Source organism: Bradyrhizobium sp. 14AA (genome assembly GCF_054185205.1).
The window spans coordinates 22,017-47,385 of record NZ_JAVAYM010000006.1 but is presented as its reverse complement, the minus strand read 5'-3'; the positions used below and the strand labels follow the sequence as shown (position 1 = coordinate 47,385).

At 65.5% G+C, this 25,369-nt stretch carries 21 protein-coding genes; 11 read left to right on the top strand and 10 right to left on the bottom strand.

Annotation, left to right across the window (positions count from 1 at the left end; genetic code table 11):
• The first annotated feature begins 97 nt into the window (after nucleotides 1-97).
• Nucleotides 98-1,567: an amidase gene (locus RAD15_RS13435; RefSeq protein WP_458178102.1), complete on the top strand. Its 1,470-nt coding sequence runs from the start codon at nucleotides 98-100 to the stop codon at nucleotides 1,565-1,567.
• A gap of 62 nt (nucleotides 1,568-1,629) precedes the next feature.
• Nucleotides 1,630-2,526, top strand: coding sequence for a DUF1186 domain-containing protein (locus RAD15_RS13430; RefSeq protein ID WP_458178100.1), 897 nt, complete (start codon nucleotides 1,630-1,632; stop codon nucleotides 2,524-2,526).
• Between the two features lie 13 nt (nucleotides 2,527-2,539).
• Here the strand turns inward: RAD15_RS13430 and RAD15_RS13425 are convergent, their stop codons facing one another.
• Nucleotides 2,540-2,857, bottom strand: coding sequence for a hypothetical protein (locus tag RAD15_RS13425; RefSeq protein WP_458178098.1), 318 nt, complete (start codon nucleotides 2,855-2,857; stop codon nucleotides 2,540-2,542).
• Between the two features lie 151 nt (nucleotides 2,858-3,008).
• On the opposite strand from RAD15_RS13425, the gene RAD15_RS13420 reads away from it, so the two are divergent.
• Complete coding sequence (locus RAD15_RS13420) at nucleotides 3,009-3,932, top strand: PaaI family thioesterase (RefSeq protein WP_458178096.1); 924 nt, start codon at nucleotides 3,009-3,011, stop codon at nucleotides 3,930-3,932.
• Nucleotides 3,933-4,000: 68 nt separating this feature from the next.
• Nucleotides 4,001-4,366, top strand: coding sequence for a hypothetical protein (locus RAD15_RS13415; RefSeq protein ID WP_458178094.1), 366 nt, complete (start codon nucleotides 4,001-4,003; stop codon nucleotides 4,364-4,366).
• A gap of 53 nt (nucleotides 4,367-4,419) precedes the next feature.
• Here the strand turns inward: RAD15_RS13415 and poxB are convergent, their stop codons facing one another.
• From poxB to RAD15_RS13400, 3 genes are all read right to left on the bottom strand, one after another.
• Nucleotides 4,420-6,156 carry a ubiquinone-dependent pyruvate dehydrogenase gene (poxB, locus tag RAD15_RS13410; protein WP_458178092.1) on the bottom strand — a complete coding sequence of 579 codons (1,737 nt, stop codon included), beginning with the start codon at nucleotides 6,154-6,156 and terminating at the stop codon, nucleotides 4,420-4,422.
• A 108-nt stretch (nucleotides 6,157-6,264) separates the two neighbouring features.
• Nucleotides 6,265-6,897 carry a 2-dehydro-3-deoxy-6-phosphogalactonate aldolase gene (locus RAD15_RS13405; protein ID WP_458178090.1) on the bottom strand — a complete coding sequence of 211 codons (633 nt, stop codon included), beginning with the start codon at nucleotides 6,895-6,897 and terminating at the stop codon, nucleotides 6,265-6,267.
• Nucleotides 6,898-6,910: 13 nt separating this feature from the next.
• Entirely contained in the window at nucleotides 6,911-7,825 is a 915-nt protein-coding gene (locus RAD15_RS13400) for a 2-dehydro-3-deoxygalactonokinase (RefSeq protein ID WP_458178088.1), read from the bottom strand.
• Between the two features lie 213 nt (nucleotides 7,826-8,038).
• On the opposite strand from RAD15_RS13400, the gene RAD15_RS13395 reads away from it, so the two are divergent.
• Nucleotides 8,039-9,136, top strand: coding sequence for an LLM class flavin-dependent oxidoreductase (locus tag RAD15_RS13395; protein WP_458178571.1), 1,098 nt, complete (start codon nucleotides 8,039-8,041; stop codon nucleotides 9,134-9,136).
• A 56-nt stretch (nucleotides 9,137-9,192) separates the two neighbouring features.
• Nucleotides 9,193-9,747 carry a flavin reductase family protein gene (locus RAD15_RS13390; RefSeq protein ID WP_458178086.1) on the top strand — a complete coding sequence of 185 codons (555 nt, stop codon included), beginning with the start codon at nucleotides 9,193-9,195 and terminating at the stop codon, nucleotides 9,745-9,747.
• A gap of 165 nt (nucleotides 9,748-9,912) precedes the next feature.
• Here RAD15_RS13390 and RAD15_RS13385 read toward each other — a convergent pair whose 3' ends face one another.
• From RAD15_RS13385 to RAD15_RS13365, 5 genes are all read right to left on the bottom strand, one after another.
• Nucleotides 9,913-11,778, bottom strand: coding sequence for a sigma-54-dependent Fis family transcriptional regulator (locus RAD15_RS13385; protein ID WP_458178084.1), 1,866 nt, complete (start codon nucleotides 11,776-11,778; stop codon nucleotides 9,913-9,915).
• A gap of 96 nt (nucleotides 11,779-11,874) precedes the next feature.
• Entirely contained in the window at nucleotides 11,875-15,180 is a 3,306-nt protein-coding gene (locus RAD15_RS13380) for a carboxyl transferase domain-containing protein (RefSeq protein WP_458178082.1), read from the bottom strand.
• 12 nt (nucleotides 15,181-15,192) lie between these two features.
• Complete coding sequence (locus RAD15_RS13375; RefSeq protein ID WP_458178080.1) at nucleotides 15,193-16,914, bottom strand: AMP-binding protein; 1,722 nt, start codon at nucleotides 16,912-16,914, stop codon at nucleotides 15,193-15,195.
• Between the two features lie 146 nt (nucleotides 16,915-17,060).
• Entirely contained in the window at nucleotides 17,061-17,717 is a 657-nt protein-coding gene (locus tag RAD15_RS13370; protein ID WP_458178078.1) for an aspartate/glutamate racemase family protein, read from the bottom strand.
• 1 nt (nucleotide 17,718) lies between these two features.
• Complete coding sequence (locus tag RAD15_RS13365; RefSeq protein ID WP_458178076.1) at nucleotides 17,719-18,489, bottom strand: GntR family transcriptional regulator; 771 nt, start codon at nucleotides 18,487-18,489, stop codon at nucleotides 17,719-17,721.
• 200 nt (nucleotides 18,490-18,689) lie between these two features.
• On the opposite strand from RAD15_RS13365, the gene RAD15_RS13360 reads away from it, so the two are divergent.
• From RAD15_RS13360 to RAD15_RS13340, 5 genes are all read left to right on the top strand, one after another.
• Entirely contained in the window at nucleotides 18,690-19,811 is a 1,122-nt protein-coding gene (locus RAD15_RS13360; protein ID WP_458178074.1) for an ABC transporter ATP-binding protein, read from the top strand.
• A 61-nt stretch (nucleotides 19,812-19,872) separates the two neighbouring features.
• Complete coding sequence (locus RAD15_RS13355; protein ID WP_458178072.1) at nucleotides 19,873-20,862, top strand: extracellular solute-binding protein; 990 nt, start codon at nucleotides 19,873-19,875, stop codon at nucleotides 20,860-20,862.
• On the top strand, nucleotides 20,863-21,720 hold the full coding sequence (locus RAD15_RS13350; protein ID WP_458178070.1) for an ABC transporter permease: 858 nt from the start codon (nucleotides 20,863-20,865) through the stop codon (nucleotides 21,718-21,720).
• Nucleotides 21,710-22,519 carry an ABC transporter permease gene (locus RAD15_RS13345; RefSeq protein WP_458178068.1) on the top strand — a complete coding sequence of 270 codons (810 nt, stop codon included), beginning with the start codon at nucleotides 21,710-21,712 and terminating at the stop codon, nucleotides 22,517-22,519. Before RAD15_RS13350 ends, RAD15_RS13345 begins: the two co-directional genes overlap by 11 nt.
• Before the next feature lie 2 nt (nucleotides 22,520-22,521).
• A complete protein-coding gene (locus RAD15_RS13340) occupies nucleotides 22,522-23,421 on the top strand; it encodes a polysaccharide deacetylase family protein (RefSeq protein WP_458178066.1) in 900 nt (299 codons plus the stop codon).
• Here the strand turns inward: RAD15_RS13340 and RAD15_RS13335 are convergent.
• Nucleotides 23,418-25,100, bottom strand: a complete 1,683-nt coding sequence (locus RAD15_RS13335; RefSeq protein ID WP_458178064.1) for a methyl-accepting chemotaxis protein — start codon at nucleotides 25,098-25,100, stop codon at nucleotides 23,418-23,420. The two genes, RAD15_RS13340 and RAD15_RS13335, sit on opposite strands and share 4 nt — an antisense overlap.
• Nucleotides 25,101-25,369 lie beyond the last annotated feature (269 nt).

The window sequence follows — 25,369 nt, the reverse complement described above, 5'->3', positions numbered from 1 at the left end:
TCTCCGCCCCGCGCAACCCTGCCCCTCGCGCCGGCTCAGTTGATTCACGCGGCCCCTTGCGAAAGGAAGGTGGCGCATATCAAGGGGATTTGACGACATGACTTTGCCGATGAGCTGGAGTGAATGGGCACAGCACGATGGCCTCGCGCTGGCGGCCCGCGTCCGCAAGGGCGAGCTGACGGCGAATGAATTGGCGCGGCAGGCCGCAGCTGGCGTCGCCAAGGTCAATCCGGCGGTGTCTGGCGTGGTCGAGCTGTTCGAGGACGTGATCGCCGATCCCGCCAAGGACGGCGCCAATCTCGCAGGTCCCTTCGCCGGCCTGCCCTTCCTGATGAAGGATCTCGGCCCGACCATGAAGGGCCGGCTCCAGGAGATGGGCTCGCTGCTGATGCGCGGTAATCGCGCTGCGGCCGATACGTTCCTCACCGGTAAATTCCGCCAGGCCGGCCTCAACCTGATCGGACGCACCACGACGCCGGAGTTCGGCGTGTGCAGCTCGGCCGACAATCCGGCCGTCTACGTCACGCGCAATCCCTGGAATACCGACTACACCACCTGCGGCTCGTCCGCGGGCAGCGCCGCGATGGTCGCCGCCGGCGTGGTGCCGATCGCGCATGCCACCGACGGTGGCGGCTCGATCCGCATTCCCGCCGGCGTCAACGGCAATATCGGGCTGAAGGTCTCGCGCGGCGTGTTCTCGCTGGCACCACACATGTCGGACCTCACCGGCCTCGTCTCGATCCAGGGCTGCCAGTCGCGCTCGGTGCGCGACACCGCCGCCTTCGTCGATCATGCGAGGGGACCTGCGCCCGGCGAGTTCATGCCGTTCTGGACCACGGCACAGCCCTATTCGGAGATGATCAAGCGCGATCCGTCAAAGCTTCGCATCGCGCTGTCGCACACCTGGGGCGACTACACCGCGACGCCGGAGATCGCGGCCGAGCTGGAGAAGACCGGCCGCTTCCTCGAAGGCCTCGGCCATCACATCGATTACGCGCTGCCCGAGCTCGACTTCCGCGCCGCATTCGAGGCGCAGACGATCTGCTACATCAGCAATTTCGCGGTGGTGATCTCCAACATGCTCGCCGCGCGCGGGCTGGAAAAGCCGCCGGAAGATCTGATCGAGCCCATGAACATCCGGATATGGGAAGCCGGCCGCCACACCAGCTTCGCCGAGCGGGCCAAGATGCAGGCTGTCTTCAACACGACATCGCGCGGCTTCGGCAGCTTCTTCGAGCAGTGGGACGTGATCCTGACGCCGATCACCGCACTGTCGACGCCGAAGGTCGGCACGAAAGAGTATCTCACCATCTCCGACAACCCCGACGTGCTCGACTGGTTCGGCAATCTCTGGCGGTTCTTCGCCTTCACGCCGCTGGCCAATCTCTGCGGCATGCCCGCGATCTCGATGCCGATGGCGAGCCAGGACCACGGCCTGCCGCTCGGCATCCAGGCGATTGCCAAGCAGGCCAATGACGGCCTGCTGCTGCAACTCGCCGCCCAGATCGAGCGCGCGCTGGACGGCAAGTGGAACGACGGCAAGAAGCCGAAGGTGCATGTGGGCTGAGAGATCGAAAGTCCTCGACCTCAAACGCGCATCACGGCATTCTGGGCACTCCGCATCACCCGATGGCCAGCGCAATGGAAGCCCATGAGATTCTCGAGCGATTGAGCGCTTCGAAGGGACTTCCCACCGAAGCGATCCTGGCGGCGCGCGCCAGCCGGGAGAAGATGATCCCGGTATTCATCGAGGCCTTCGACAATTTCGTGTCGTCAGGGCCAGCACCAACTGATCCCGGTCTCTTCTTCGCATTCCACTTACTCGGAGAATGGCGCGCGAACAGCGCTTACCACGTCCTCGCGAAATTTTTGGGGATGCCCGGCAGGGCTATTGATCGGATATTGGGCGACGCAATCACTGCAACGACCCATCGTGTCATGGCGGCGGTTTTTGACGGTGACCCTGAACCCCTGCGAAGGCTCGTCTACACGCCGGCAGCCGACGAGTACATCCGTTCACGCATGATCGATGCGAGCGCGCTACTCACCCTCGGCGGTCTGCTCCCGCGCACATGGACCGCGCAATTTCTTCGCGAGTGCTATGATCGAATCGAACCACAAGCGGACTGCTACGCCTGGTGTGGTTGGCAGCAATCGATCGCGTGGCTCGGATTGGTCGACCTGAGACCACTGGTTCAGGAGGCCTTCGCTCGGGGATCGATCGACAAAACCTGGCTTTCATTCGATGATTTCGAAAAAGACCTTCGCTATGCGGTCGATCATCCCGGCGAGGCTCCGCCTCACCCAGGTGACAAGCTGACCTTGTTCGAGGACACGATTCGCGAGCTATCGACATGGGCCGCGTTCGATCCAGAATATCGGGCACGGCAAAAGCGTCTTCTAACGCCATCGGTATCCGACGCGCGAGCCAATCTGTTTGCTAAGGTCGGGCGCAACGACCCTTGTCCTTGCGGCAGCGGCAAGAAATTCAAGAAATGCTGCCTGAACGCGGACTTCGCTGGCTGAGCGCCCGGAGAGACTAGTTCTTCACCGCCGGAATCTCCTCCGTCGGCTGCTGCTGGCCCTGCCGGTACATCGCGAGCGCCTTGTCGAGCGCCTCGCGCAGCGCCAGTGCAGCGGCCACGCTGCAGCGCAGATGCGCGGTCTGGACCACGTCGACCCTGACGGCGGCGCCGACCGGCATCAGGAGGTTCGCGGCGAGCTCGATCTGGATCGCGCCGTTGTGGTGGCCGAAACAGGACGCGCCGTCAAAATAGATGATCGGCGCCCGCTCCGAGCTTGAGGTCGAAATGATGACGGGCCCCTGATTGGTGGCGGGCGTTTCGGGGTCGGCCATGGGCACTCCTTACGGCTGGGCGGCGGACGAAGCGCCCACCATCGTTGCTTCGGCCCGCCCTGTCGAGGCCAAACCGGCCCCGGCTGACCGGCCGCGCATGGCGCATTTTACGGGTTTTGCGCGGCGCCCGACACTGGTCTAGAACGTCGCCATGACCAGCTCATCGACGTCCACCCTCCCTGCCACGCTCCCGTTCGAGGAACTCGCCGAGGCGATCAAGGGCCGCCGCTCCGACTACGGCCATATCAGCGGGCTCCAGCTCGACCGCTTCGCGCCCGGCGAGGCCTGGTCCAGCCTGCCCTACCGGCCCGTCTTCGTCGGCGACACCAAGACCGGCGTTCTGCATGGCGGCGTAGTCACCGCGATGCTGGACGAGAGCTGCGGCATGGCCGTGCAACTTGCGCTCGACGGCACGCGCGCGATCGCAACCCTGGACTTGCGCATCGACTACCAGAAGCCGGCAACGCCGGGCCTCGACATCAAGGCGCATTCGGTCTGCTACCGCACCACGCGCTCGATCGCCTTCGTGCGCTCCACCGCCTACCAGGACTCCGAGGACGATCCGGTCGCGACCGCGACCGCCTGTTTCATGATCGGTGCCAACCGCACTAACATGCTTGCGGATCGCCGGATGGATTCGCCTGATGTCCCGACGCTGGAGGCGCCGGAGGATCCGGATGGCCCGTTCGCGAGCAGCCCGTTCGCGCGCTGTCTCGGCATTCGTGTCAACGACGACGGCACGCTGACGATGCCGTTCTCGCCAAAGATCATCGGCAATCCGATCCTGCCCGCGATCCATGGCGGCATGACGGGGGCCTTTCTCGAGATCACCGCGGTCGTCGGAGTGGCGCGCGAACTCGGCGCCGGCGCGCTGCCCAAGCCGATAGGCCTCACCGTCAACTATTTGCGCTCCGGCCGCGCGCTCGACACGTTTGCCGACGTTTCGATCGTGAAGCAGGGCCGGCGCATCGTCGCCTTCGAGGCGCGGGCCTGGCAGGACGATGCGACCAAGCCGATCGCCACCGCCTTCGGTCATTTCATGTTGCGGCCGACGCCCGGAAGTGACGAGGAATAGACGTATTTTCCCTTGACGGCCCGGGTTCCGGCCCCAACGATAGCGCGTCCCTCATGAGAGGTAATGGGTTGCGGCATCCGCTCGACATCGTCGCCATGTTCGCTGCCATCTGGCTGCTGGCGTCGATGGTGCTCGACGCGCTGACGCCGAAAGAGCTGACGGCGGTCATGATCGCCATCGCGATCGGGCCCGCCATCGTGATCACCGCCGTGTTCTACTACCTGCGATGCCCGCGCACGGATTTCGCGGTGATGTTCGCAGCTCTCTGGCTGATCTCGGACATTGCCATTGCCTTCATCTCGCCGAAAGCGCTGCCGCATTTCCTGATCGTGCTCGGCTTCGTCCCGGCCCTGTTGATCGGCATGGTGCTGCATTGGCAGCGCTTCCAGCGCCGCCACGAGCGGTTGCCCGTGCCGTCGGTGAAGCGGGGTTAGGGAAGCACCTCTCCCCCGTTGGGCAGAGGTGGACCGAACGGCCTCGGCCGAAATCAGCGCGGCAGCAGGTTCGTCTTCGCGAGGTCGAGCACCTCGTCGCCGCGGCCGTTCATCACCGCGCGCAGGACCCAGAGACTGAAACCCTTGATCTGCTCGGGTGTGATGGTCGGCGGCATCGACAGCTCCTGCTTGGCGGTGACGACGTCAAGCAGTGCCGGCCCGTTGTGGGCCAGCATCTCCTTCATCGCACCCGGAAGCTCGCCGGGGTCCTCGACACGCTTGGCGAAGATGCCCATCGCGCGCGCCATCGCTGCGAAGTCGGGGTTTTCCAGGTCGACATTGGTGTCGACGAAACCGGCCGCCTTCATCTCCAGCGCGACGAAGCCGAGCACGCCATTGTTGAAGATCACGACCTTCACCGGCAGCTTCATCTGCGTCAGCGTGATCAGATCGCCCATCAGCATGGTGAAGCCGCCATCGCCCGACATTGAGATCACCTGACGGCCGGGCTGGGCGGCCTGCGCGCCGATCGCCTGCGGCATGGCGTTGGCCATGGAGCCGTGCACGAACGAGCCTATCAAGCGGCGACGGCCGTTCATGCCGAGATAGCGGGCGGCCCACACCGTCGGCGTGCCGACATCGGCGGTGAACACGGCATCGTCGGAGGCGTGATCGCTGATGACTTTTGCCAGATATTGCGGATGGATCGGCTTGGCTCCAGGCGTGCCCTTGGCCAGCGAGTCCAATCCCTCGCGCGCCTTCCTGTAGTGCGCGACGGCATCGTCGAGATGCTTGCGCTGCGTCTTGGTCCCGAGCAGCGGCAGCAGCGCCTCGATGGTCAGCTTGACGTCGCCGACGAGGCCGAGATCGATCCTGCACCGCCGTCCCAGATTTTCCGGGCGGATGTCGACCTGCGCGACCTTCGCATCAACAGGGAAGAACTGCTTGTAGGGAAAGTCAGTGCCGAGCATCACCAGCGCGTCGCAGGCATGCATGGCCGCATAGCCCGAGGAGAAGCCGATAAAGCCGGTCATGCCGACGTCGTAGGGGTTCTCGTATTCGACGTGCTCCTTGCCGCCGAGCGCATGCACGATCGGGCTCTTCAGCGTCTCGGCAAGCTGCATCAGCGGCGTATGCGCGCCGGCGCAGCCACGGCCGCAGAACAGGGTGATGCGCTCGGCGCCGTTGAGGAGGTCCGCAAGCGCCTTCAACTCATCTGCCTGCGGCACGATTTTCGGCGCCGACAGCGCAAGGCCGCGCGTCGTCGACAGCGCGCGCTTCGGGGGATTGCGGAAAGCAACGTCGCCCGGCATGGCAACGACGGCGACACCGCGCAGACCCACCGCCGCGCGGATGGCGTTCTCCAGCACGAAAGGAAGCTGGCTCGGATCGGAGATCAGCTCGCAATAATGGCTGCATTCGCGGAACAGGTTTTGCGGATGGGTTTCCTGGAAATAGCCACCGCCGATCTCGGCTGAAGGGATCTGCGCCGCGATCGCCAGCACGGGAACACGGCTGCGATGCGCATCGAACAGGCCGTTGATCAGATGCAGATTGCCGGGACCGCAGGACCCCGCGCACACGGCAAGGCTTCCCGTCATCTCGGCTTCGCCGGCTGCCGCGAACGCCGCGACCTCCTCGTGCCGGACATGGATCCATTCGATCGTGCCACGGCGGCGCAGCGCCTCGGTCAGCGCGTTCAGACTATCGCCGACGATGCCGTAGATGCGCTTGACGCCGGCCTGTTCGAGCGTTGCCACGAACAGATCGGCTACGTTGTTGATCGCCATGTCGGCCTCCTGCTGCGCCGGTCACATTGCACGATGCGCGAACGGCAGCATCGCGGCACAATGAGGCACAATAAGCTATGACAGGATCACGGCTAGTTTATTGCCGGCTCAGTCTTTCGCAATCGCCCGATCGTAGGCTGCGATCGTCGCTTTCGCGCGCGTCGCGACATCGGCGGCCGTCATGCCGGGCTTGTAGAGGCTGGAGCCAAGCCCGAAGGCGGTCACGCCGCTCTTGATGTACTCCGCAAAATTCTGGTCCGAGACGCCGCCGACGGCGGCGATCATCACGCCCGATGGCAGCACGGCGCGGATCGCGGCGATACCAGACGCGCCGAGCACGCTCGCCGGAAAGAATTTCAGACCGGACGCGCCGGAGCGCGCCGCGAGCAGCGCTTCGGTCGGCGAGAACACGCCGGGCAGCGTCACCATGCCGTGCTGATGCGCGCGCGCCAGCACGTCGGTATCGACATTCGGCGAAACCATGAGCTTGCCACCGGCGTCGTGGAGGCGATCGACATCCGAAGCGGTCAGCACCGTGCCGGCGCCGATCAGGACGCCGGCCGGCGCGAGCTTCACGGCGGTTGCGATCGAGCGGAACGGATCCGGCGAGTTCAGGGGAATCTCGATCGCAGTCATGCCGGTTTCGATCAGGACGCCGACGATGGCCTCGGTCTCCTCGGGCTTGACGCCGCGCAGGATCGCGACCAGCGGGCGCTTCATCGGCGGAAAGGGAACGCTCATCTCAAAAGTCCTTCTATTTCGTCCAAATCGCCGCAGCCGCCATCGACAGGCCACGACGGACCGCTTCATCGGCATCAACCGGGATCACGGAGACCGAGAGCGCGTCGAAGGCGAGCCGATACAACAGCGCAAGCCGGCCCGAGGCAATCAGCGTGATGCCAGCTTTCGGCACCATGCCGGAAAGCCCCGCCGCCAACTCGGCGCCGATCAATGTGCCCGACAGCGTCTCGCGTGCCGCAGCCGGCGTGCCGCCGAACAGCAGCTGCCGCGCCCGCGCACCGAACAGCAGGTTGGCTGCAAAGGCCGGCGCGTCATATGCGGCTTTCACCGCCGCCTTGAAGCTCGCGACGTCTTCGGCGTCAACGGCGCCGGCGACCGCGAGCGACAGGATGGTCTCGCGCGAGACGACGCTGAACAGCTCACCGGTCATGAACGTCGAGAAATGCGCGACCGTGCCGTCCGTCACGCGCACCCATTTCGAATGCGTGCCGGGCATGCAGACCAGCGCCTCGCCCGCAGCGTCGAGGCCGAGCGCGCCGAGCAACTGGGTCTCCTCGCCGCGCATCACGTCCGGGGCGCTTGCGTCGCGCTGCGCGATGCCGGGCAGGATGCGGATGTCGCGCGCCTCGCCCGGCACGCGCGCGGCCTGCCTCAGCACTGCCGAGAGCGGCGCCGGCGTATCGACATAGCCGGCCTCGACCCAGCCGGTTTTCGCGCCGGCCATGCCGCAGACGAGAACCGGCAGACGGTCCGACGCCTCGACCGCCGCAAGATGCGATTGCAGCACGGCAGCGAAGCCGGTCTTCGCCGCGGCGAGCATGCCCTCGCCGCTGCGGCGCTCCGCCAGCACCTTGCCGGCGCGATCGACCAGCCAGAGCCGGAAGCTGCTGGTGCCCCAATCCACCGCGACGTAGGCGGGCTCATTCATATCGAAACTATCCTCGTCTCATCGGCAAGACACCGTCTCGCGACAATGAGACGGCGGATTGCGGGCCTGTGCCGAGATACCGACTATTGTGCGGGCAAACCAGCCCTTTCTCATCAATTTGAAGCCCCACGGCGCTGGCACACCGCTTGCTGAACCTCGTTGCTCACACCGTCAACGCGCGACAAGACGCGTCAACATCAGATGAGGAAACCCATGGAGATCGGCTATTTCACGATGCCTTCGCATCCGCCGGAGTGCGGCCTGAAGGAAGGAAACGACTGGGACCTGCAGGTCATGCGCTGGCTCGACGAGCTCGGCTACCAGGAAGCCTGGGTCGGCGAGCACCACACCGCGCCCTGGGAACCCAATCCCACGCCGGACCTGCTGATCGCGCAGGCGCTGATGCAGACCAAGAACATCCGCATCGGACCGGGCGGCTTCCTGCTGCCCTATCACCACCCGGCCGAGCTCGCCAACCGCGTCGCGATGCTCGACCATCTCTCCGAGGGCCGGCTCAATTTCGGCGTCGCGGCGAGCGGACTGCCGAGCGACTGGGCGATGTTCAACGTCGACGGCATGAGCGGACAGAACCGCGACATGACCCGCGAAGCGCTGGAGATCATCCTGAAGCTGTGGAGCGATCCTGCGCCCTTCACCTACAAGGGCAAGTTCTGGACGGTGACCAAGCCGGACACGATGTTCGACTTCCTCAAGCCTCACATCAAGCCGTTGCAGGCACCGCATCCGCCGATCGGGGTTGCCGGGCTGTCGAAGAACTCGGACACGCTGAAGCTCGCCGGCGAGCGCGGCTTCATCCCGATGAGTCTCAACCTCAACCCGGCCTATGTCGGCAGTCATTGGGATTCAGTCGAGATCGGCGCCGCCAAGACCGGGCGCAAGCCGAACCGCGCCGACTGGCGGCTGGTGCGTGAGGTGTTCGTCGCCGACACCGATGAGGAGGCCTGGAAGCTCTCGACCGGCGACATGATGGGCCGGATGATGAGCGAGTATTTCCTGCCACTGCTCGGCCATTTCGGCTTCAAGGACTACCTGAAGCACGCACCCGACGTGCCCGACAGCGACGTCACCGTCGAATATTGCGCCAAGCGGAACTGGATCGTCGGTTCGCCGGCGACGGTCGCCGAGAAGATCGAGACGATCTACGACGAGGTCGGCGGCTTCGGCGTGCTGCTGGTGTTCGGCTTCGACTACAAGCACAAGGCTGAAGCCTGGCATCACTCGCTCTCGCTGCTGAAGAACGAGGTGATGCCGCGCCTGACGCATCTCGGCTCCGCGCAGAAGGCGGCTTGACCCGATACGGGTGCGGCGCAATCGTACCGTACCCGCATCCATTCGGAGGTCTCGGCGTGAGCGTCGACGCAAAGGATTTCAAGCAGGCGATGCGCCAATGCGCCGGCGCCGTTGCGCTGGTGACCGTGGGCGCCGAGCACGGCAAGCGCACCGGATTGACGGTGACCTCGGCGTGCTCGCTCTCGGACAATCCGCCCTCGCTGATCGTCTGCGTCAACCGCAATGCCAGCGCGCATGCGCGCATCCGCGAGGAAGGCGCCTTCGCCATCAATTTCCTGCACGAGGATCACGCGCTGCTCGCGCTCACCTTCAGCGGCCAGAAGGGCGTCAATGGCGACGACCGTTTCGCCTTTGGCCAGTGGACGCGGGGTGAGACCGGCGCGCCGGTGCTGACGGATGCGGTGGCCGCGTTCGACTGTGTGCTGGCGCAGGAGTTCGAGACGACGACGCATTCGATCTTCGTCGGCGAGGTGCGCGGCGCGACGCATTCGGCCACGGCAACGCCGCTGGTGTATCTGCGCAGCAACTTCCACACGCCGCAGGAGATGCGCGAAGCGATCGCACTCGGCGACCTCGATGCGCGGCATCTCAGCTGGACGGATTTTTCGTAGCTGCGGCGGCGACGGTACCTTCCCTTCTCCCCTTGCGGGAGAAGGTGGCGCGAAGCACCGGATGAGGGGTCTCTATCCTCTCACTTAAGTGGTGCAGTGAATCCCCCTCACCCGTCTCCCCCAAGGGGGAGAGGGGAAGAGAGCTCGCCGCTTTGCAAATTGGCCCTACTGCGCCGTCTCGATCTTCAGCAGCTTGATCTTCCGGTATAGCGTCGCGCGGCTGAGCTTCAGCGCGCGAGCTGCTTCGGTCACCCGGCCGCCATGCTTGCGCAGGGCCTCGACGATCGTCGCGCGCTCAGCCGCTTCGAGATCCGGCTCTGCTCTTCCACCAAACGGCGGCAGATCGAGATCCGCATCCGTGATCACGCCATGTTCCGCCGTGCAGCCAGCAAGCCGCAGTACGTGGCGAAGCTGGCGCATGTTGCCGGGATAGGAATAGGCCGTGAGGGCCGACCAGGCTTCATCCGAGAGCCGGCAGTTCGGCGCTTCTTCGCCGGCGATCTGGCGAATGACGTCGTCCCGGTCGGCACGCTCGCGCAAGGCCGGCAGCCGCACCTCCAGGCCGCGCAGGCGGAAATAGAGGTCGGCGCGGAAGCCGCCCTCCTCCGCCATGCGGCCGAGGTCGCGATGGGTGGCGCTGATCAGGCGGATGTCGACCGCTACGGGCTTGAGTGCGCCGAGCGGCCAGACCTCGCGGTTTTCCAGCACGCGGAGCAGGCGTGTCTGCAGCGCGATCGGCATGTCGCCGATCTCGTCCAGGAACAGCGTGCCGCGGTCGGCCTGCACGATCAGGCCCTTCGAGCCCTCGCGCCGCGCGCCGGTGAAGGCGCCGGCCTCGTAGCCGAACAGCTCGGCGTCGATCAGGCTCTCCGGCATCGCCGCGCAGTTCAGCGCCACATAATCGTTGCGCGCGCGGCTGCTGGCCGCGTGAATGGCGCGCGCGAACACGTCCTTGCCGACGCCGGTCTCGCCATGCAGCAACACCGGCAGATTGTGGTCGCCGATGCTCCTGAGCCGCTTCACGCTTCTGATCAGGCCAGGATCGCGGCCGGCGAGCCGGTGCAACGCGTCGAAGCGATCGACGGGTGCATCGCGGCCCGGCGCGAGCGGACGCGCCGATGATCTCGCCCGCAGCGGCGGCGCAACATGCCCCTGCCCTAACGCACTGCCATCGGCGCGGCGCAACTCGACTGTCTCGTCCGCGCCGCGGGCGGCATGATGATCGAACTTGACGTAGCGCGACAGATCGATGCCGGATGCGATCAAGCCGTCGGTGAGACCCAGCAGTGCGCGCGCCGAACGGCAGGCGCCGACGATGCGGCGATCGTCGTCATAGGCGAGCAGACCGCTGCCGCCGTCGCCCGGCACGGTCGCGATCCAGGCGTTGCGGAAATGACCGCGGAAGATCGCGCCCTCCATGCGCCGCGTCGCCTCCATCGTCACCGCGAGCGCGAGCTGATGCGCAGCGCGTTCGAGATCCTCTCGGCATGAGGTGATGTTCACGGCACCGGCGAGGCGACCGGCGTGGTCGAACAGCGGCGCCACTGCGCAGGAGAACATGTGCCACTGCGCGCGAAAATGCTCATCGCGATGCACCAGGATCGGCTTCTGCTCCGCAAGTGCGGTGCCGAGCCCGTTGGTGCCTTCGAAAGCCTCGGAAAAATTCGAGCCGGTATAGACCTTCCAGCGCATGAATATTTCAGTATCGGCCGGGCCGGGCAGCCGGCTCCACAGCATCGTCGCGCTGGGGTCCGCGAGATTGACGCAATAGCCGGCTTCGCGCAGCACCCGCGCGAGGCCTTCGAGCTCCGGCGTCGCGAGCTGGATCAGCTGCTCCATCGGTTCGGCGACGTGCCGGACCTCGGCTTCAGTCAGCGTCTGCGGCGGGCCTTGGCGGGCGGGGTCGAGCTTGTGGCTGATCAGGCAGCGTCGCCAGGAATCGGCAATGCGCGAAGAGGCATCGACGTCGGCCAATTGATTGGCGACGGACAAGACGCGGGCGACATGGTTCGAGGCCGAAAGGCTGGCCATCGCGGACGTCTCCACCCTGTATTATTGTGCAAAGTCTGGCACCACAGGCGGGGATGTCAATCGGGAACCGGGAACGCAGCTATTGCTGCACCGCCCTCACCACGTGTCGATGCAGGGCCGCTTCTTCTCCGTCCTCGCGGGCGGCTTCGGGACCGACCGCAGGCCGGCCATGATCCATCGCCGCGTCTCGGCGGGGTCGATGACGTTGTCGATCTCGAACACCGAGGCGATCGAGACCGCCTTGCCGTTGGCATAGAGCTCGGCGACCTTGTTGCGGTAATAGGTCTCGCGCTCCTCGGGGTCGACGATCGCCTCCATCTCCTTGCGGAAGCCGAGGCGGACATAGCCTTCCAGGCCCATGCCGCCGAATTCCCCGGTCGGCCACGCCGCAGTGAAGAACGAGGTGTGGAAGCCCCCGCCGATCATCGACTGCGCGCCCAGCCCATAGCCCTTGCGCAGCACGATGCCGAATAGCGGCACGGTGAGGCTCGCACCCGTGACGAACATGCGCGAGACGTGGCGCACGATCGCGGTCTTCTCGGCCTCGGGGCCCACCATGAAGCCGGGCGTGTCGCAGAGCGAGACGATCGGCAGATCGAAGGCATCGCAGAGCTGGAGGAAGCGCGCGGCCTTGTCGCCGGCATCGGCATCGATCGCGCCGCCGAGGTGGCGCGGATTGTTGGCGATCAGGCCGAACGGCTTTCCTTCGATCCGGATCAGCGCAGTGATCATGCCGACGCCGTAGTCGCGACGCAGCTCCAGCACACTGTCCTTGTCCGCGACGAGGTCGATGACGCTGCGGATATCGTAGACGCGGAGGCGGTTCTCGGGGATGGCGCGGCGGAGCAGGCGCTGGTCGGCAGCCTCCCAATCCGTCACCGCGCCCTGGAAATAGGACAGGTATTTTTGCGCGACGGACGTCGCCTCCTCCTCGTCCTCGACCAGGATGTCGATGACGCCGTTCGGCGACTGGAACGTAACAGGGCCGACCTCGGCGGGATGATAGACGCCGAGGCCGCCGCCCTCGATCATGGCGGGGCCGCCCATGCCGATTGAGGCGTTCTTGGTGGCGATGATGACGTCGCAGCAGCCGAGCATCGCGGCGTTACCCGCAAAACAATAGCCGGAGACGACGCCGATCACGGGCACGAGGCCGGAGAGCCTCGCGAATTGCACGAAGGAGGGACCGTCGAGACCGGTCATGCCGAGCCGGTCGGTGTCGCCGGGCCGGCCGCCGCCGCCTTCGGCATAGAACACCAGCGGCACGCGCCAGTCTTCCGCCAGGGTCAGCATGCGGTCGATCTTCTTGTGGTTCATGTGGCCCTGCGTGCCCGCGAGCACGGTGTAGTCATAGGCCACGACGATGCAGCGCGCGCCTTCCGGCCCGAACTTCCCGGCGTTGACGGTGGCGACGCCCATGACGAGACCATCGGCCGGCGTGTTCTTGATGAGATCGTCCAGCTTGCGACGGCGACGCTGCGCCGCAATCGCAAGGCTGCCGTACTCCATGAACGAGCCGTCGTCGACGAGCTGCGTAACGTTCTCGCGCGCGGTGCGCTGGTTGGTGTTGCGGCGGCGCTCGACCGAGGCCGGGCGATTTTCGTCAAGCGTGTTGGCCTGGCGCGCAATCAGCTCCGCGAGATCAGGGCGGACGTGGTCGAGATCGACATCGGCTTCAGTCATCGAGGCATCAGCGGCGACGTCGAGCGGCTCCAGATACATGATCGGCTCGCCATGCAGCAGCGTGACGCCGTCGCCGGCAACGAGCTTCATGACCCGGCCGCCCTGCTCGGCCATGACCAGATGCTCCATCTTCATGGACTCGATCACGGCGAGCTGCTGGCCGGGGCGCACGATCTCGCCCTCCTTCACCTGGATGGTGACAATGGTTCCCTGCAGGGGCGCCGCAACCATCACCGCGCCTTCGGGCACCAGTTGCGCGACGTGCGTCTCGGCGCCGTGAGCGCCGCCTCGTTCCGTCGCAGCAAAGTAGAGCGGCTTGGCTGCGCCATCGGCCGATTCCACGAGCTTGCCGATGTTGCGATCGATGAAGTCGGTCGCGATGCGGTTGGTCCGGAAATCGGGATGCGCGAGCACGGCCTGAAGGAACGCGATGTTGGTAACCACGCCGTCGATCCGGAACTCGCGCAAAGCGCGCGATGCCTTGGCGACCACGTCGTGCCAGGCCTCGCCCGGCGTGTGCACGATGACCTTGGCCAGCAGCGAGTCGAAGGCCGCGCTGGTCTTGTACCCGGCGTAACCAAAGCTATCGACGCGAACGCCGGGGCCGGACGGCGGCTCGAACACGGCGAGCACGCCGCCGGTCGGATGCGTCGCGCCCGTCTCGTCCAGCGTCTCCATGTTGACACGGAGCTGCATCGCATGGCCGCGCGGCTTCGGGATCGAACCTTGCGCAAGGCCGAGCGAGACGAGCGTCGCACCTGATGCGACCGCGAGCTGGGCGCGGACGAGGTCGATCCCGAGCACCTCTTCCGTCACGGTGTGCTCGACCTGGAGCCGCGGATTGGCCTCGATGAAGGCAAAGCTGTCCTCGGCCGTGCCGTCGACCAGGAACTCAAACGTGCCGAGATTGTCGTAAGTCGCCGCCGTCGCGAGCTGCCTTGCCGCCTCGATGATGCGGCCGCGCAGGGGATCGCTCAGCGAGGGGCTCGGCGCCACCTCGATCAGCTTCTGATGCCGGCGCTGGATGGTGCATTCGCGTTCCCAGAGGTGAGAGATCGCGCCGTGGCGGTCGCCGATGATCTGCACCTCGATATGGCGCGCCTGCCGGATCAGCCGCTCGGCATAGACGCCGTCGAAGCCGAACGCGGCCTTGGCCTCGGACTGGCAGCGCGCATAGGCCTCGGCGAGATCGGACGCGTTCTCGACGACGCGCATGCCGCGGCCACCACCGCCGGCCATCGCCTTGATCACGATCGCCGCATTGCCGCCGAGCGAAGTGAAGAACGCCGTAATCTCCTCGAGGCTCGACGGCCCGCTGGTGCCGGCGATGATCGGCACGCCGCAGCGCTTTGCCAGTTGCCGCGCCGCGACCTTGTCGCCGAACAGCTCGAGCGCCGCGGCCTTCGGCCCGACGAAGGCAATGCCCGCATCGGCGCAAGCCTTGGCAAACGCCGCGTTCTCGCTGAGGAAGCCGTAGCCGGGATGCACGGCATCGCAGCCCGCGCTCTTTGCCGCCTTCACCACGGCCTCGATATCGAGATAGGCCCGCGCGCCGCGGCCGGGGATTTCGACCGCCTCATCGGCAACGCGCACATGCAGCGACAGCGCGTCGTCGGCGGGATGGATCGCGACCGTGGCGATGCCGGCGTCGGCCGCCGCGCGCGCGATGCGGATGGCGATCTCGCCGCGATTGGCGATCATTAGCTTCTTGAACGACATCGTATCTCTCACTCAGACAGCAGCAGGAAGACTTGGATTAAGGTCCTGCTTCTTCACCTTGCCCGTGGCCGTCAGGGGCAGGGCATCGATAATACGCACTTCCGGGACCTTGTAGACGGCCATGCGCTCGGCGCACCAGGCGCGCAGGTCTTCCGCCGAGATGGTGCCGACCGCCTCCGGCTTGAGCTGGATATAGGCCACCGGCACCTGCCCCTTGTCGGGATCGTCGCGTCCGACCACGCCCGAGCCCAGCACCTTCGGATGCTGCCCGAGCAGCGCCTCGATCTCCGGCGGAAACACGCTCATGCCCTTGACCTTCAGCATCTCCTTGCGGCGGCCGAGGAAGTGCAGAAAACCGTCCTTGTCGATATTACCGATGTCGCCGGTGCGCAGCCAGCCGTCGACGAGCGACTCGATGGTCGCCTCCGGCTTGTTCCAATAGCTCTTGAGCAGCGAGGGCGTGCGCACGCGGATCTCGCCTTCGGCACCGAGCGGCAACAGCGCGCCGGTCTCGAAATCGGTGATCTTGAATTCGGCGCCGGGGACCGGCAGGCCGACGAAGATGGGCTGGTTGTTGAGATCGAAATCGTCGTCCTGGAAGCCGGATGTGAAGGTGTTGGAGGTGTGGGTTTCCGTCATGCCCCAGGCCGCCTCCATCAGGATCGTGCCGGTGAGGTCTTTCCAGCGCCTGCGATAGTCGGCGTTGAGCTTCTTGACGAAGGAGACCACGCGCACCTGCTTCAACGATGACAGGTCGAACTCGCTCCAGCGCGGATGGTCCATCAGCTCGACCGCACCGTCCACCGGCATCGCCGTGATCGTGACCTTGTATTTGTCGATCGCGGCCATCGCACCGACGGCGTCCCAGCGCGCCAGCAGGACCAGCGTCGCACCGGAGAACAGCGGGAAGATCAGGCCAAAGTTCTCACCGGCGATCCAGAACTCCGGAAAGAACGACAGGAACACGCTGCTCTCGTCCGACAGCACCGAGATGCCGTAATTGGCTGCGGCGGTGTAGACCATGTCGCGATGGGTGTGGACGCAACCCTTGGGCATGCCGGTGGTGCCGCCGGTGTAGTTGAGGGCTGCGACATCATCGAGGCCGGGTGGGGGCAGCGGCGTCGGCGCAGGCATCGCCGCGAGCGCAGGCAGCAGATCGGTCGCGCCCGGGACCGCGACGCGCGGCATGCGGATCGAGTCGGGCGTTGGGAACGCGGGCGTTGCCGGCACGACATCGGCAAAGCTGGTCACGATGATCTCGCGCAGCCGCACCTCGCCCCTGACCTGCTCGACGACGGGGACGAGCTGGTCGAGCGCCACGATCACCTCGGCCTGGGTGTTGTTGAGCTCGTAGGACAGCTCGAAGGCGCGCGACAGCGGGCTGACGGGGACGTGGATCGCGCCGAGCTTCAAAATGCCGAAGAACACGATGTGGAATTGCGGACAGTTCGGCAGGAAGACGGCGACGCGATCGCCCTTGCGCACACCCTTCGCCTGCAACAGCGCCGCAAAGCGGTCGCTCTGCCGGTCCAGCTCCGCGTAGGTCGTGACGTGACCGTAGAAGATCACCGCAGGCCGCTCCGGGCTCCGCTTCGCCCAGGCACGCAGATATTCCGTCAAGGGAACTTCGCCGTGCAGATAGTTCGGCGAGCGCGGCATGCCCTTCGGCCAGGCCTTGTCCCACAGGCCGCGCAAGGTGGCGAGGTAGTCCTGCTCGTTGAGGCCCGCACTCATGGCGTCTTTCCCGTGCTGCTTTTCTTGTCGCGAGGGACGCAAACTGCCGTCACTCGACGTCGTTACGTCGAGCACGGCAGAGATCATGTCAAGGAAAACAGTTTTCCGCAGCGCGGCCGATGCCGCGACGCGGAAAAAACCGGACGTCACGTCGTGACGAGACGAATGATCCGCCGCACGGCCGACGGGATCGGCGCGATGACCGGCACGGCGAACATCGGCTGAAGCTCGCGCGCGGCCTCGCCGAGCGGCCCGCCGCCAATGATGACGGCCTCGGCACCATCCTGCGCGATGCAGGCCTCGACCGCTCCGGCGAGGGCGTCTCGCAACAGCGCCGGATCGCGCATCAGGGCCTGCGGATCACCGTCGGCAAAGCGGGTGCCGGTGTAGTGCGATTGCAATCCCAATGCCTCCGGCAAGGCGTCGATCTTCGCCTTGAGCAGCGGCGTCGTGGTCGCCACGCCGAAGCGGCGGCCGCCTTCGGCTGCTTCCAGCATCGAGGACTCGCCGATGCCGACCGCAGGCAACCTCAGCGCGCTATTGATCCCGGCGAGACCGGGGTCGCCGAAGGCGGCGACGATCATGCCATCGCAAAGGTTCTGATGCGCGCCCGCGATCTCCACGACTTCCGGCGCGGCTGCGTCCAGCGCCTCCGCCGAAACGATCATCGGCGGCGCACGCATTGCCGTGGCACCGATGATCTCGAAGCCGGCCGCCGCAGCTGACCTCGCAATGGCGACCATCATCGCTGTGGTCGCCTCGAGGCTGTTCGGATTGATCAGGAGGATGCGGAGGGCGGACATGCTAGGCGCCCGCCCGCGAACGCGCACCGATTTCCTGGAAGATCGCGGTGAGCTCGTCGACCTCGTCCTCGCCTTCCTTCGGCCGGATCCGCTGCTCCATCTCCTCGATGTGATGACGCATGGCATGGATCGCGCCGGCCTTGTCGCGGGCAAGGATCAACGCTCCGATGTCGGGGTGCGCGTCGGGTGAGCAATCCGGCTCGCCCGGCGCCTCGAAGGTCGCAATCGCCAGCGAGGTCCGCAGCATCAGCTCGCGTGACATGTCCAGCAGCACGCGGTTGCCCGCGAGCTTGGCGACCAGGACATGGAATTCCGCCGTGAGCGACAGCGAGGCCCAGCGGTCGTTGCGGTCGTGACGCGCCTCCAGCTCCATGTGCGCCTTCAGCGCGGCCTTGCCTGATTTGTCCAGCCGGTCGACGGCCGCAGCGACGGTGGCCATCTCGATGATGCGCCGCGCGGCAAAAACGTCCTGCGCCTCCTCCCAGCTCGGCCGGTACACGAACGCGCCGCGATTGGGGATCTGCATCACCACCTTGCGCGAGGCGAGATGGGCGAGCGCCTGGCGGATGTGAATCCGCGTGGTGCCGAACGCCGCCGCGAGCTTGTCCTCGCCGAGCTTGGCGCCGGGCTTGAGGCGCTTCTGGCTGATCGCGGTCAAGATGCCCTGAACGACCGGGTCGTCGTCGATGCTACGCGGATCGGCGACATCCGGCTCCCTTGGTTTCGGTTCGGGACGCTTCGGCCTGCGCTTGAGGGGGCGGGTTCGCTTCATGTCTCGTTTTTACAGGATTCTGGCATGTTGCCGCAGCCCATTTTTTATACAAATCTGCCTGACGACTGTTTACAATATAGTCAATAAATTGGCGCCAATATTTGGCGCCTAAAAATTATCGCAACGCCTGCAACGTCTTAGCGAATAGACCGCGCTGGCACGGCGATTGCTAACTCCCCTCGCGCAGGACAACGCGAAGGATGGAGCTGGCGTTGAGTGACGTACGCGGACATTCGCTGGATCTGAAGGGCATCGGCCACGCCTTCGGCGCGACGGTTGCGCTGGACGAGATCGACCTCACTGTTGCAGCCGGCGAGCTGATCGCACTGCTCGGTCCGTCCGGCTGCGGCAAGACCACGATGCTCCAGATCATCGCCGGCTTCCTGCGCCCGTCCAAAGGCGAGGTCCGCTTCGACGGCGCGCGGGTCGAGCACATCCCGGCGAACCGGCGCCGCATCGGCATGGTGTTTCAGAACTATGCCCTGTTTCCGCATCTGACCGTATTCGAGAATGTTGCCTATGGCTTGCGGGCGCGCAAGACGCCGAAGGACGTGGTCGCGGCGAAGGTCGAGCAGATGCTCGGCCTTGCTCAGATGACGCCGTTCGCGCGCCGGCTGCCCGGAGAGCTGTCCGGCGGGCAGCAGCAGCGCGTGGCGCTGGCGCGTGCGCTTGCGATCGATCCGGGCCTCGTCCTCCTCGACGAGCCGTTCTCGGCACTGGACAAGAATCTGCGCCTCGACATGCAGATCGAGATCAAGAGTCTGCTGAAGACCTTTGGCGTCACCTCCATCATCGTCACGCACGACCAGGAGGAAGCGCTGTCGATGGCCGACCGCATCGTCGTGCTCAACAGGGGACGCATCGAGCAGATCGACAGCCCCGATGCGCTCTACGACCGCCCGGCGAGCCTGTTCATCTCGAGCTTCATCGGCCACACCAATCTTTTGCGCGGTACCGTGACCGAGACGGACCGCGTGCAACTGGACGCCGGGCCCGAGATCGATCTCGGCCGTTCGGTTCAGCGCAGGCGCGGCACGCCGGTGACAATTTCGGTCCGGCCTGAAAACATCGCGTTCGGCGCCGAACGGCCCGGCGCCATCCCAGTCACGATCCGCGCCACCGTGCCGCTCGGCGCCGTCAGCGTCACCGAGGGCGTCACCACGAGCGGCGAGGCCGTGAAGATCAGCCAGGCCCGCGCCGCCGGCATCGCGAAAGCGCTGGCGGGAGAGACGGCCTGGCTCTCGATCACCGACACGTTGCGCGTCAGTATTTTCAGCACGCCGGTCGAGGACGTTTCCAAGCATCAGCAAAGGAGTGATTGACATTAGCCTATCCCGGAGATCGCTGCTCACCTCAGGTTCTGCTGCGCTTGCAGCGGCAAGCTTGGGCTGGCCAACGTCATCGCGCGCGGCCGCCTCGATCGTCGCAACGACCTATCCCGGCAGCTTCGACGAAGCCTTCCGCTCGGTGGTCGGGCCGGCCTTCAAGAAGATCAGCGACGGCGGTGTCACTTTCACGCCGCTGCTCGGCGTCGACCAGATCGGCAAGATCCAGGCCTCGCGCAACGCCCCGCCGTTCGACGTGGTACTGTTCGACGAGGGCCCGCTCATCCCGGCGATCGCCAGCGGCGTTCTGGAGAAATTTCCGGTCGAGCAATCGAAGTCGTTTGCCGACATTCCAAGCGCATTCCGTCATCCTGACGGTTACGCGCCAGTCATCACCTGTCAGTTGATCGGCATCGCCTACAATCCGAAGAAGATCACGACGCCTCCGACCTCGTGGGAGGATTTGTGGAAGCCGGAATACAAGGGACGCGTGGGCATCACCGGGCTTGGCTCGAGCCTCGGCACCGCCTTCATGGTCGAGATCGCCAAGCTGAACGGCGGCTCCGAGACCAACATCGAGCCGGCTTTCGAGGCCATGAAGAAGCTGCTGCCGAATATCGGCGCGATCGCCGCTTCGCCCGGCGCACTGGCGGCCCTGTTCCAGCAAGGCGAGATCGATATCGCCTTCAACTTCTGGAACAACGTCGCGCTGCTCGCCGCCAAGGGCGTCGATATCGCCTTCGCCAAGCCGAAGTCCGGTGCGGTCGTGATCCGCACCAGTGCGCAGATCGTGAAAAACAACCAGGATCCGAAGGCTGTGCTGGACTATCTCGATACGGTGATGTCGGTCGAGACGCAGAAGGGCATCGAGGCCACGCCCTGGGTGATGATGCCGACCAACAGCAAGGTGGCGCTGACGGGCGCGAACCTTATCGTCGCCAGGAGCGTCGACGACCTCGTCGCCAACAACGTCCTGCTCGACTGGACCAAGTTCCAGTCGCTGCGCGGCGAATGGATCACCCGCTTTAGCAAGGAAGTGAAGATCTGAATGACGCCGGCAAGCACGAGCGCATCAAGACAGTTGCTGCCAGTGGTTCCGCTGGCCGCGCTGTTCTTCGCAGCCTTCGTGCTGCCGCTGGCCGCGCTGGTCGCGATCAGCCTGTTTCGCACACCCCAATTCGCGGAATTGTCGCTGGCGCAATATCTGCGATTCCTCTCCGATCCGTTCAGCATCAAGGTGCTGACGGACACGCTTTGGCTGGGGGCGGAGGTCGCGCTCGCGACGCTGATCCTCGCCTACCCGCTCGCACTTGTTTATGTCGCGAGCGGCCCGTTCATGCGCACCCTGATCACCTTCCTGATCATGCTGCCGCTGCTGACCAGCACGGTGGTGCGAACCTTCGCCTGGATCGTCATCCTCGGCCGCGACGGCATCGTCAATTCGGCGATGCTGTCGCTCGGTCTCTGGCAGGCGCCGGCGCGGCTACTCTATACCTGGGAGGGCATGGTTCTGGCCCTGACGCAGATCCAGCTTCCGCTGATGGCCTTGCCTGTCATCAACAGCCTGTTGCGGCTCGACGGCAACCTGACGCGGGCTGCCGAGGGATTGGGAGCAAGTCGCGCCCGCATCTTCATCACCGTCATCCTGCCGCTGACGCTGCCGGGTGCCATCGCCGGCTGGCTGCTCGTCTTCGCCGCCGCCGCGACCGCCTTCATTACCCAGACACTGGTCGGCGGTGGCCGTATCATCCTGATGCCGTCCTACATCTACCAGCAGGCGGTCGGCGTGCAGGACTGGCCGTTCGCGGCGGCGCTGTCCCTGGTCTTCACGCTGGTCGTGACCGGCATCGTGTTCGCGATCGGCGCCCTGTCCCGCCGCTTCGTGCGAGGCGTCGATGCAACGTAGCCTCATCGACCGCGTCTATTCCGCCGTCGTCGGCGCAACCACGGGCTTCGGTATGCTGTTGCTGCTGGGGCCTACGCTGGTCGTCCTCATCATTTCCTTCACCGGCGGCATCACGCTGAAATTCCCGCCCCCAAGCTGGTCGCTGCGCTGGTATGTCGAGCTGCTGCAATCGCAGGAGATCATCGAACCAGCATTGACGAGCCTGAGAGTCGCAGCGGCGGCAACGATCCTTTCCGCGGTGCTGGGCGGAGCCGCGGCGCTTGGGCTGGCACGCAGCAAGCTCAAGATCGCGCGCGTGCTGGATGCGCTGTTCATGTCGCCGATGGTGCTGCCCGCAATGGCGTTCGGCCTGTCGCTGCTGCTTGTCTTCAACCTGCTTGGCATCCGCCTATCGGCGGCGACGCTCGTGCTCGGTCACACCATCATCTGCGTGCCATTCGTGATCAGGATGGTCGGCGCGTCGGTGCAGCAGCTCAATCCGGTGCTGATTACCTGCTCGCTGAGCCTGGGCGCCAGCCGCTGGTACACGTTCCGCCGCATCACGCTGCCGCTGATCCGCCGCGGCATTGTCGCGAGCTGCTTCGTGGCGTTCCTGACCTCGTTCGACAACGTTCCGGTATCGCTGTTCCTGGCCGATGCGCGAACCGAGGTGCTGCCGATCAAGCTCTGGGCGATCCTCGAAGGCAGCCTCGACGTGCGCGTCGCTGCCGTCTCCGGCGTGATCGTGCTGCTGACGCTGGCCGGCCTCGTCTGCGCGGAAATCTTCGGCGGCGTCAGCCGCCAGATCGGGAGCCGCTGACCATGCCGATCGAGCGCGATCCACGCGGATATGGAAGAGCTCGCCCTGACATCGTCTGGCCCAATGGCGCCCGCGTCGCAGTGTCGCTGGTGGTGAATTTCGAGGAAGGCGCCGAGCTCGCCGTCGAGCAGGGCGACACCGAGACGGAGCGCTATGGCGAGGTTGCTTCGACGCTCCCGCCCGGCGTTCGCGATCTCGTGCAGGAGCAGGTGTTCGACTACGGCATGCGCGCCGGCCTGTGGCGCTTCCTCGACGCCCTCGCCGATGCCAATGTCCGCTCGACCTTCATGATGTGCGGCCGCGCGGTCGAGCGTGTGCCCGAGCTTGCCCGGGCCGTCGTCGAAGCGGGGCACGAGCCGGCCGTGCACGGCTGGCGCTGGCGGCCGCACGCGCTCTACGGCGATGCCGAGACCGAGCGCCGCGACATCGAGAAGACGCGCGACGTCATCACCCGCGCGACCGGCGTCACGCCGGTCGGCTTCATGACGCGCGGCAGTCAGAGCGCCTGGACGCGTGATCTCCTGATCGACCTCGGCTTCGCCTACGATTCCAACGCGCTCGACGACGACCTGCCCTATTGGAGCCGGTCGCTGCGGGGATCGATGCTGATCCTGCCCTATGGCTTCGACACCAACGACATGAAGTTCTTCCATCCGAACGGCTTTGTGCAGCCGGAGGATTTTTCGGACTATGTCAGCGCCGCGCTGGCGACGCTGATCGAGGAGGCCGAACGCGGCCGATGCGCAATGCTGTCGGTCGGCTTTCACCTGCGCATTTGCGGCCGGCCCGCGCGCTTTCGCGCGGTCAAAGCCATTCTTGCCGAATTGGCGCGACTGGAGGGCCGCGTCTGGATCGCAACACGCGCCGACATCGCGGCGCATTTTCGCAACGTCGTGCGCTAGGCCGCCCGCACGCCGGCAACGAAGGCGCTGACCTCGTTTTCGAGCGATTGCAGCTTCTGCGACAGCCGGCCGCTCGATTGCAGCACGAGGCCCGCGGCCTGGCCGGTTTCCGCGGTCGCATCGGTGACACCCGAAATGTTCTGCGAGACCTGGTCGGTGCCGGCGGCCGCCTCCTGCACGCTGTGCGCGATCGCCTGCGTCGCCGCGCCCTGCTCCTCGACCGCGGCCGCGATCGACGAGGAGATCTCGTTGACCTCCATGATGGTCTTGCGGATGCTCTCGATGTTGCCGACGACCTGGTTGGTCTCGGCCTGGATCGCGGTGATCTGCGCGCCGATCTCGTCGGTCGCCTTCGCGGTCTGGCTCGCCAGCGACTTCACTTCGCTCGCGACAACGGCAAAGCCCTTGCCGGCTTCGCCGGCCCGCGCCGCCTCGATGGTGGCGTTGAGCGCGAGCAGATTGGTCTGCGAGGCGATCTGGTTGATGAGGTCGATGACCTCGCCAATCTTGTGCGCCGCTGCGGCAAGCCCCTGCACGGTGTCGTTGGTGCGCTGACCGTCGGCGGCGGCCTTGTCGGCCACGCTTGCAGCCTGCGCGACGCGCTGGCTGATCTCGGTGATCGATGACGACAATTCGCCGGCGGCAGAGGCCACCGTCTGCACGTTGCTCGAAGCCTGCTGGCAGGCGGTGGCGACGAAGCTCGCGCGGTCGGTCGCCTTGTTCGCGGTCTCCGACATGCCCTGCGCGGCCTGCTGCATCGCGCGCGCCTCGTTGAAGACGTCGCGAACGACGGCCTGGACGCTCGCCTCGAACTTGCCGGCGAGATCGGTCATCGCGCGGCGCTTCTCGTCGTCGGCCTTCTGCTTCGCTTCCTGCTGCTCGGCATGCATCCGGCCCACTGCCGACGCATTGTCCTTGAACACGGCGAGCGCCCTGGCAAGGCCGCCGACCTCGTTGCTGCGGTCGGTGTAGGGCACCTCGAACGCACTATCGCCGGCGGCAAGGCGCTCGGTCAGCGCGGTGATCTTTGCCAGCGGCCCGGTGACACTGCGGCCGATCACGAAGGAGGCGCCGAGGACGAGGACCAGCACGGCCAGACATACGTAGCCGAACGTCATCGCGTTCTGACGAAACACGGCATCGACATCGTCGAGGTAGATGCCGGTGCCGATGATCCAGCCCCAGGGCGCAAAGCCCTTTACATAGGAGATTTTTCCGACCGGCTGGTCGAAGCCGGGCTTCGGCCAGAGGTAGCCGTAGAAGCCCGCGCCCTGCTTGTTGACGACGTCAACGAAGCCCATGAACAGCGCGTTGCCGGCGGGATCCTTCATCCCGGAGAGATCCTTGCCGTCGAGCTCGGGCTTGATCGGATGCATGACCATTTTGGGGGCCATGTCGTTGATCCAGAAATACTCGACCTTGTCGTAGCGCAGGCTCTTGATCTCTGCGATCGCGGCGGCCTGGGCCTGTTCGCGCGGCAGTTTCCCTTCGCTTTCGAGCTTCTGGTAGTGGGCGAGGATGCCATAGCCGACATCCACCATGTGCTGCGTCTTGGCCTGGCGATCGGCGACCATCTGCGTGCGCAGGGTCGACAGCGCGATCGGCGCCAGCGCAATCATGCCGAGAAGGCTGATGCCGACAATGAGGACCAGCTTGAAACTGATGCGGGAGAAAATCATTGGTGCTCACGAGAATTGGAAGGGCTGATATGCCAGTTTATCCCACGCCCCTTAGCAAAGCTTTAAGCATTCTGGTTCCCGAATGCCCGCAACATTGCGTAGGGACGCCGCCGGCCCTGCGTACGGCTTCGCAGGCCGGCGCGTCCGGCTGCACCAAGATCGGAGCTTTTCAAATCTAGAAGGCCTCGATATCGCCCCTCCGCGCGTTGACTTGCACCTGCCCGTGGCCGAACGATCGGCGCAGATCATCCGCGCCAGTTGTGGCGTGA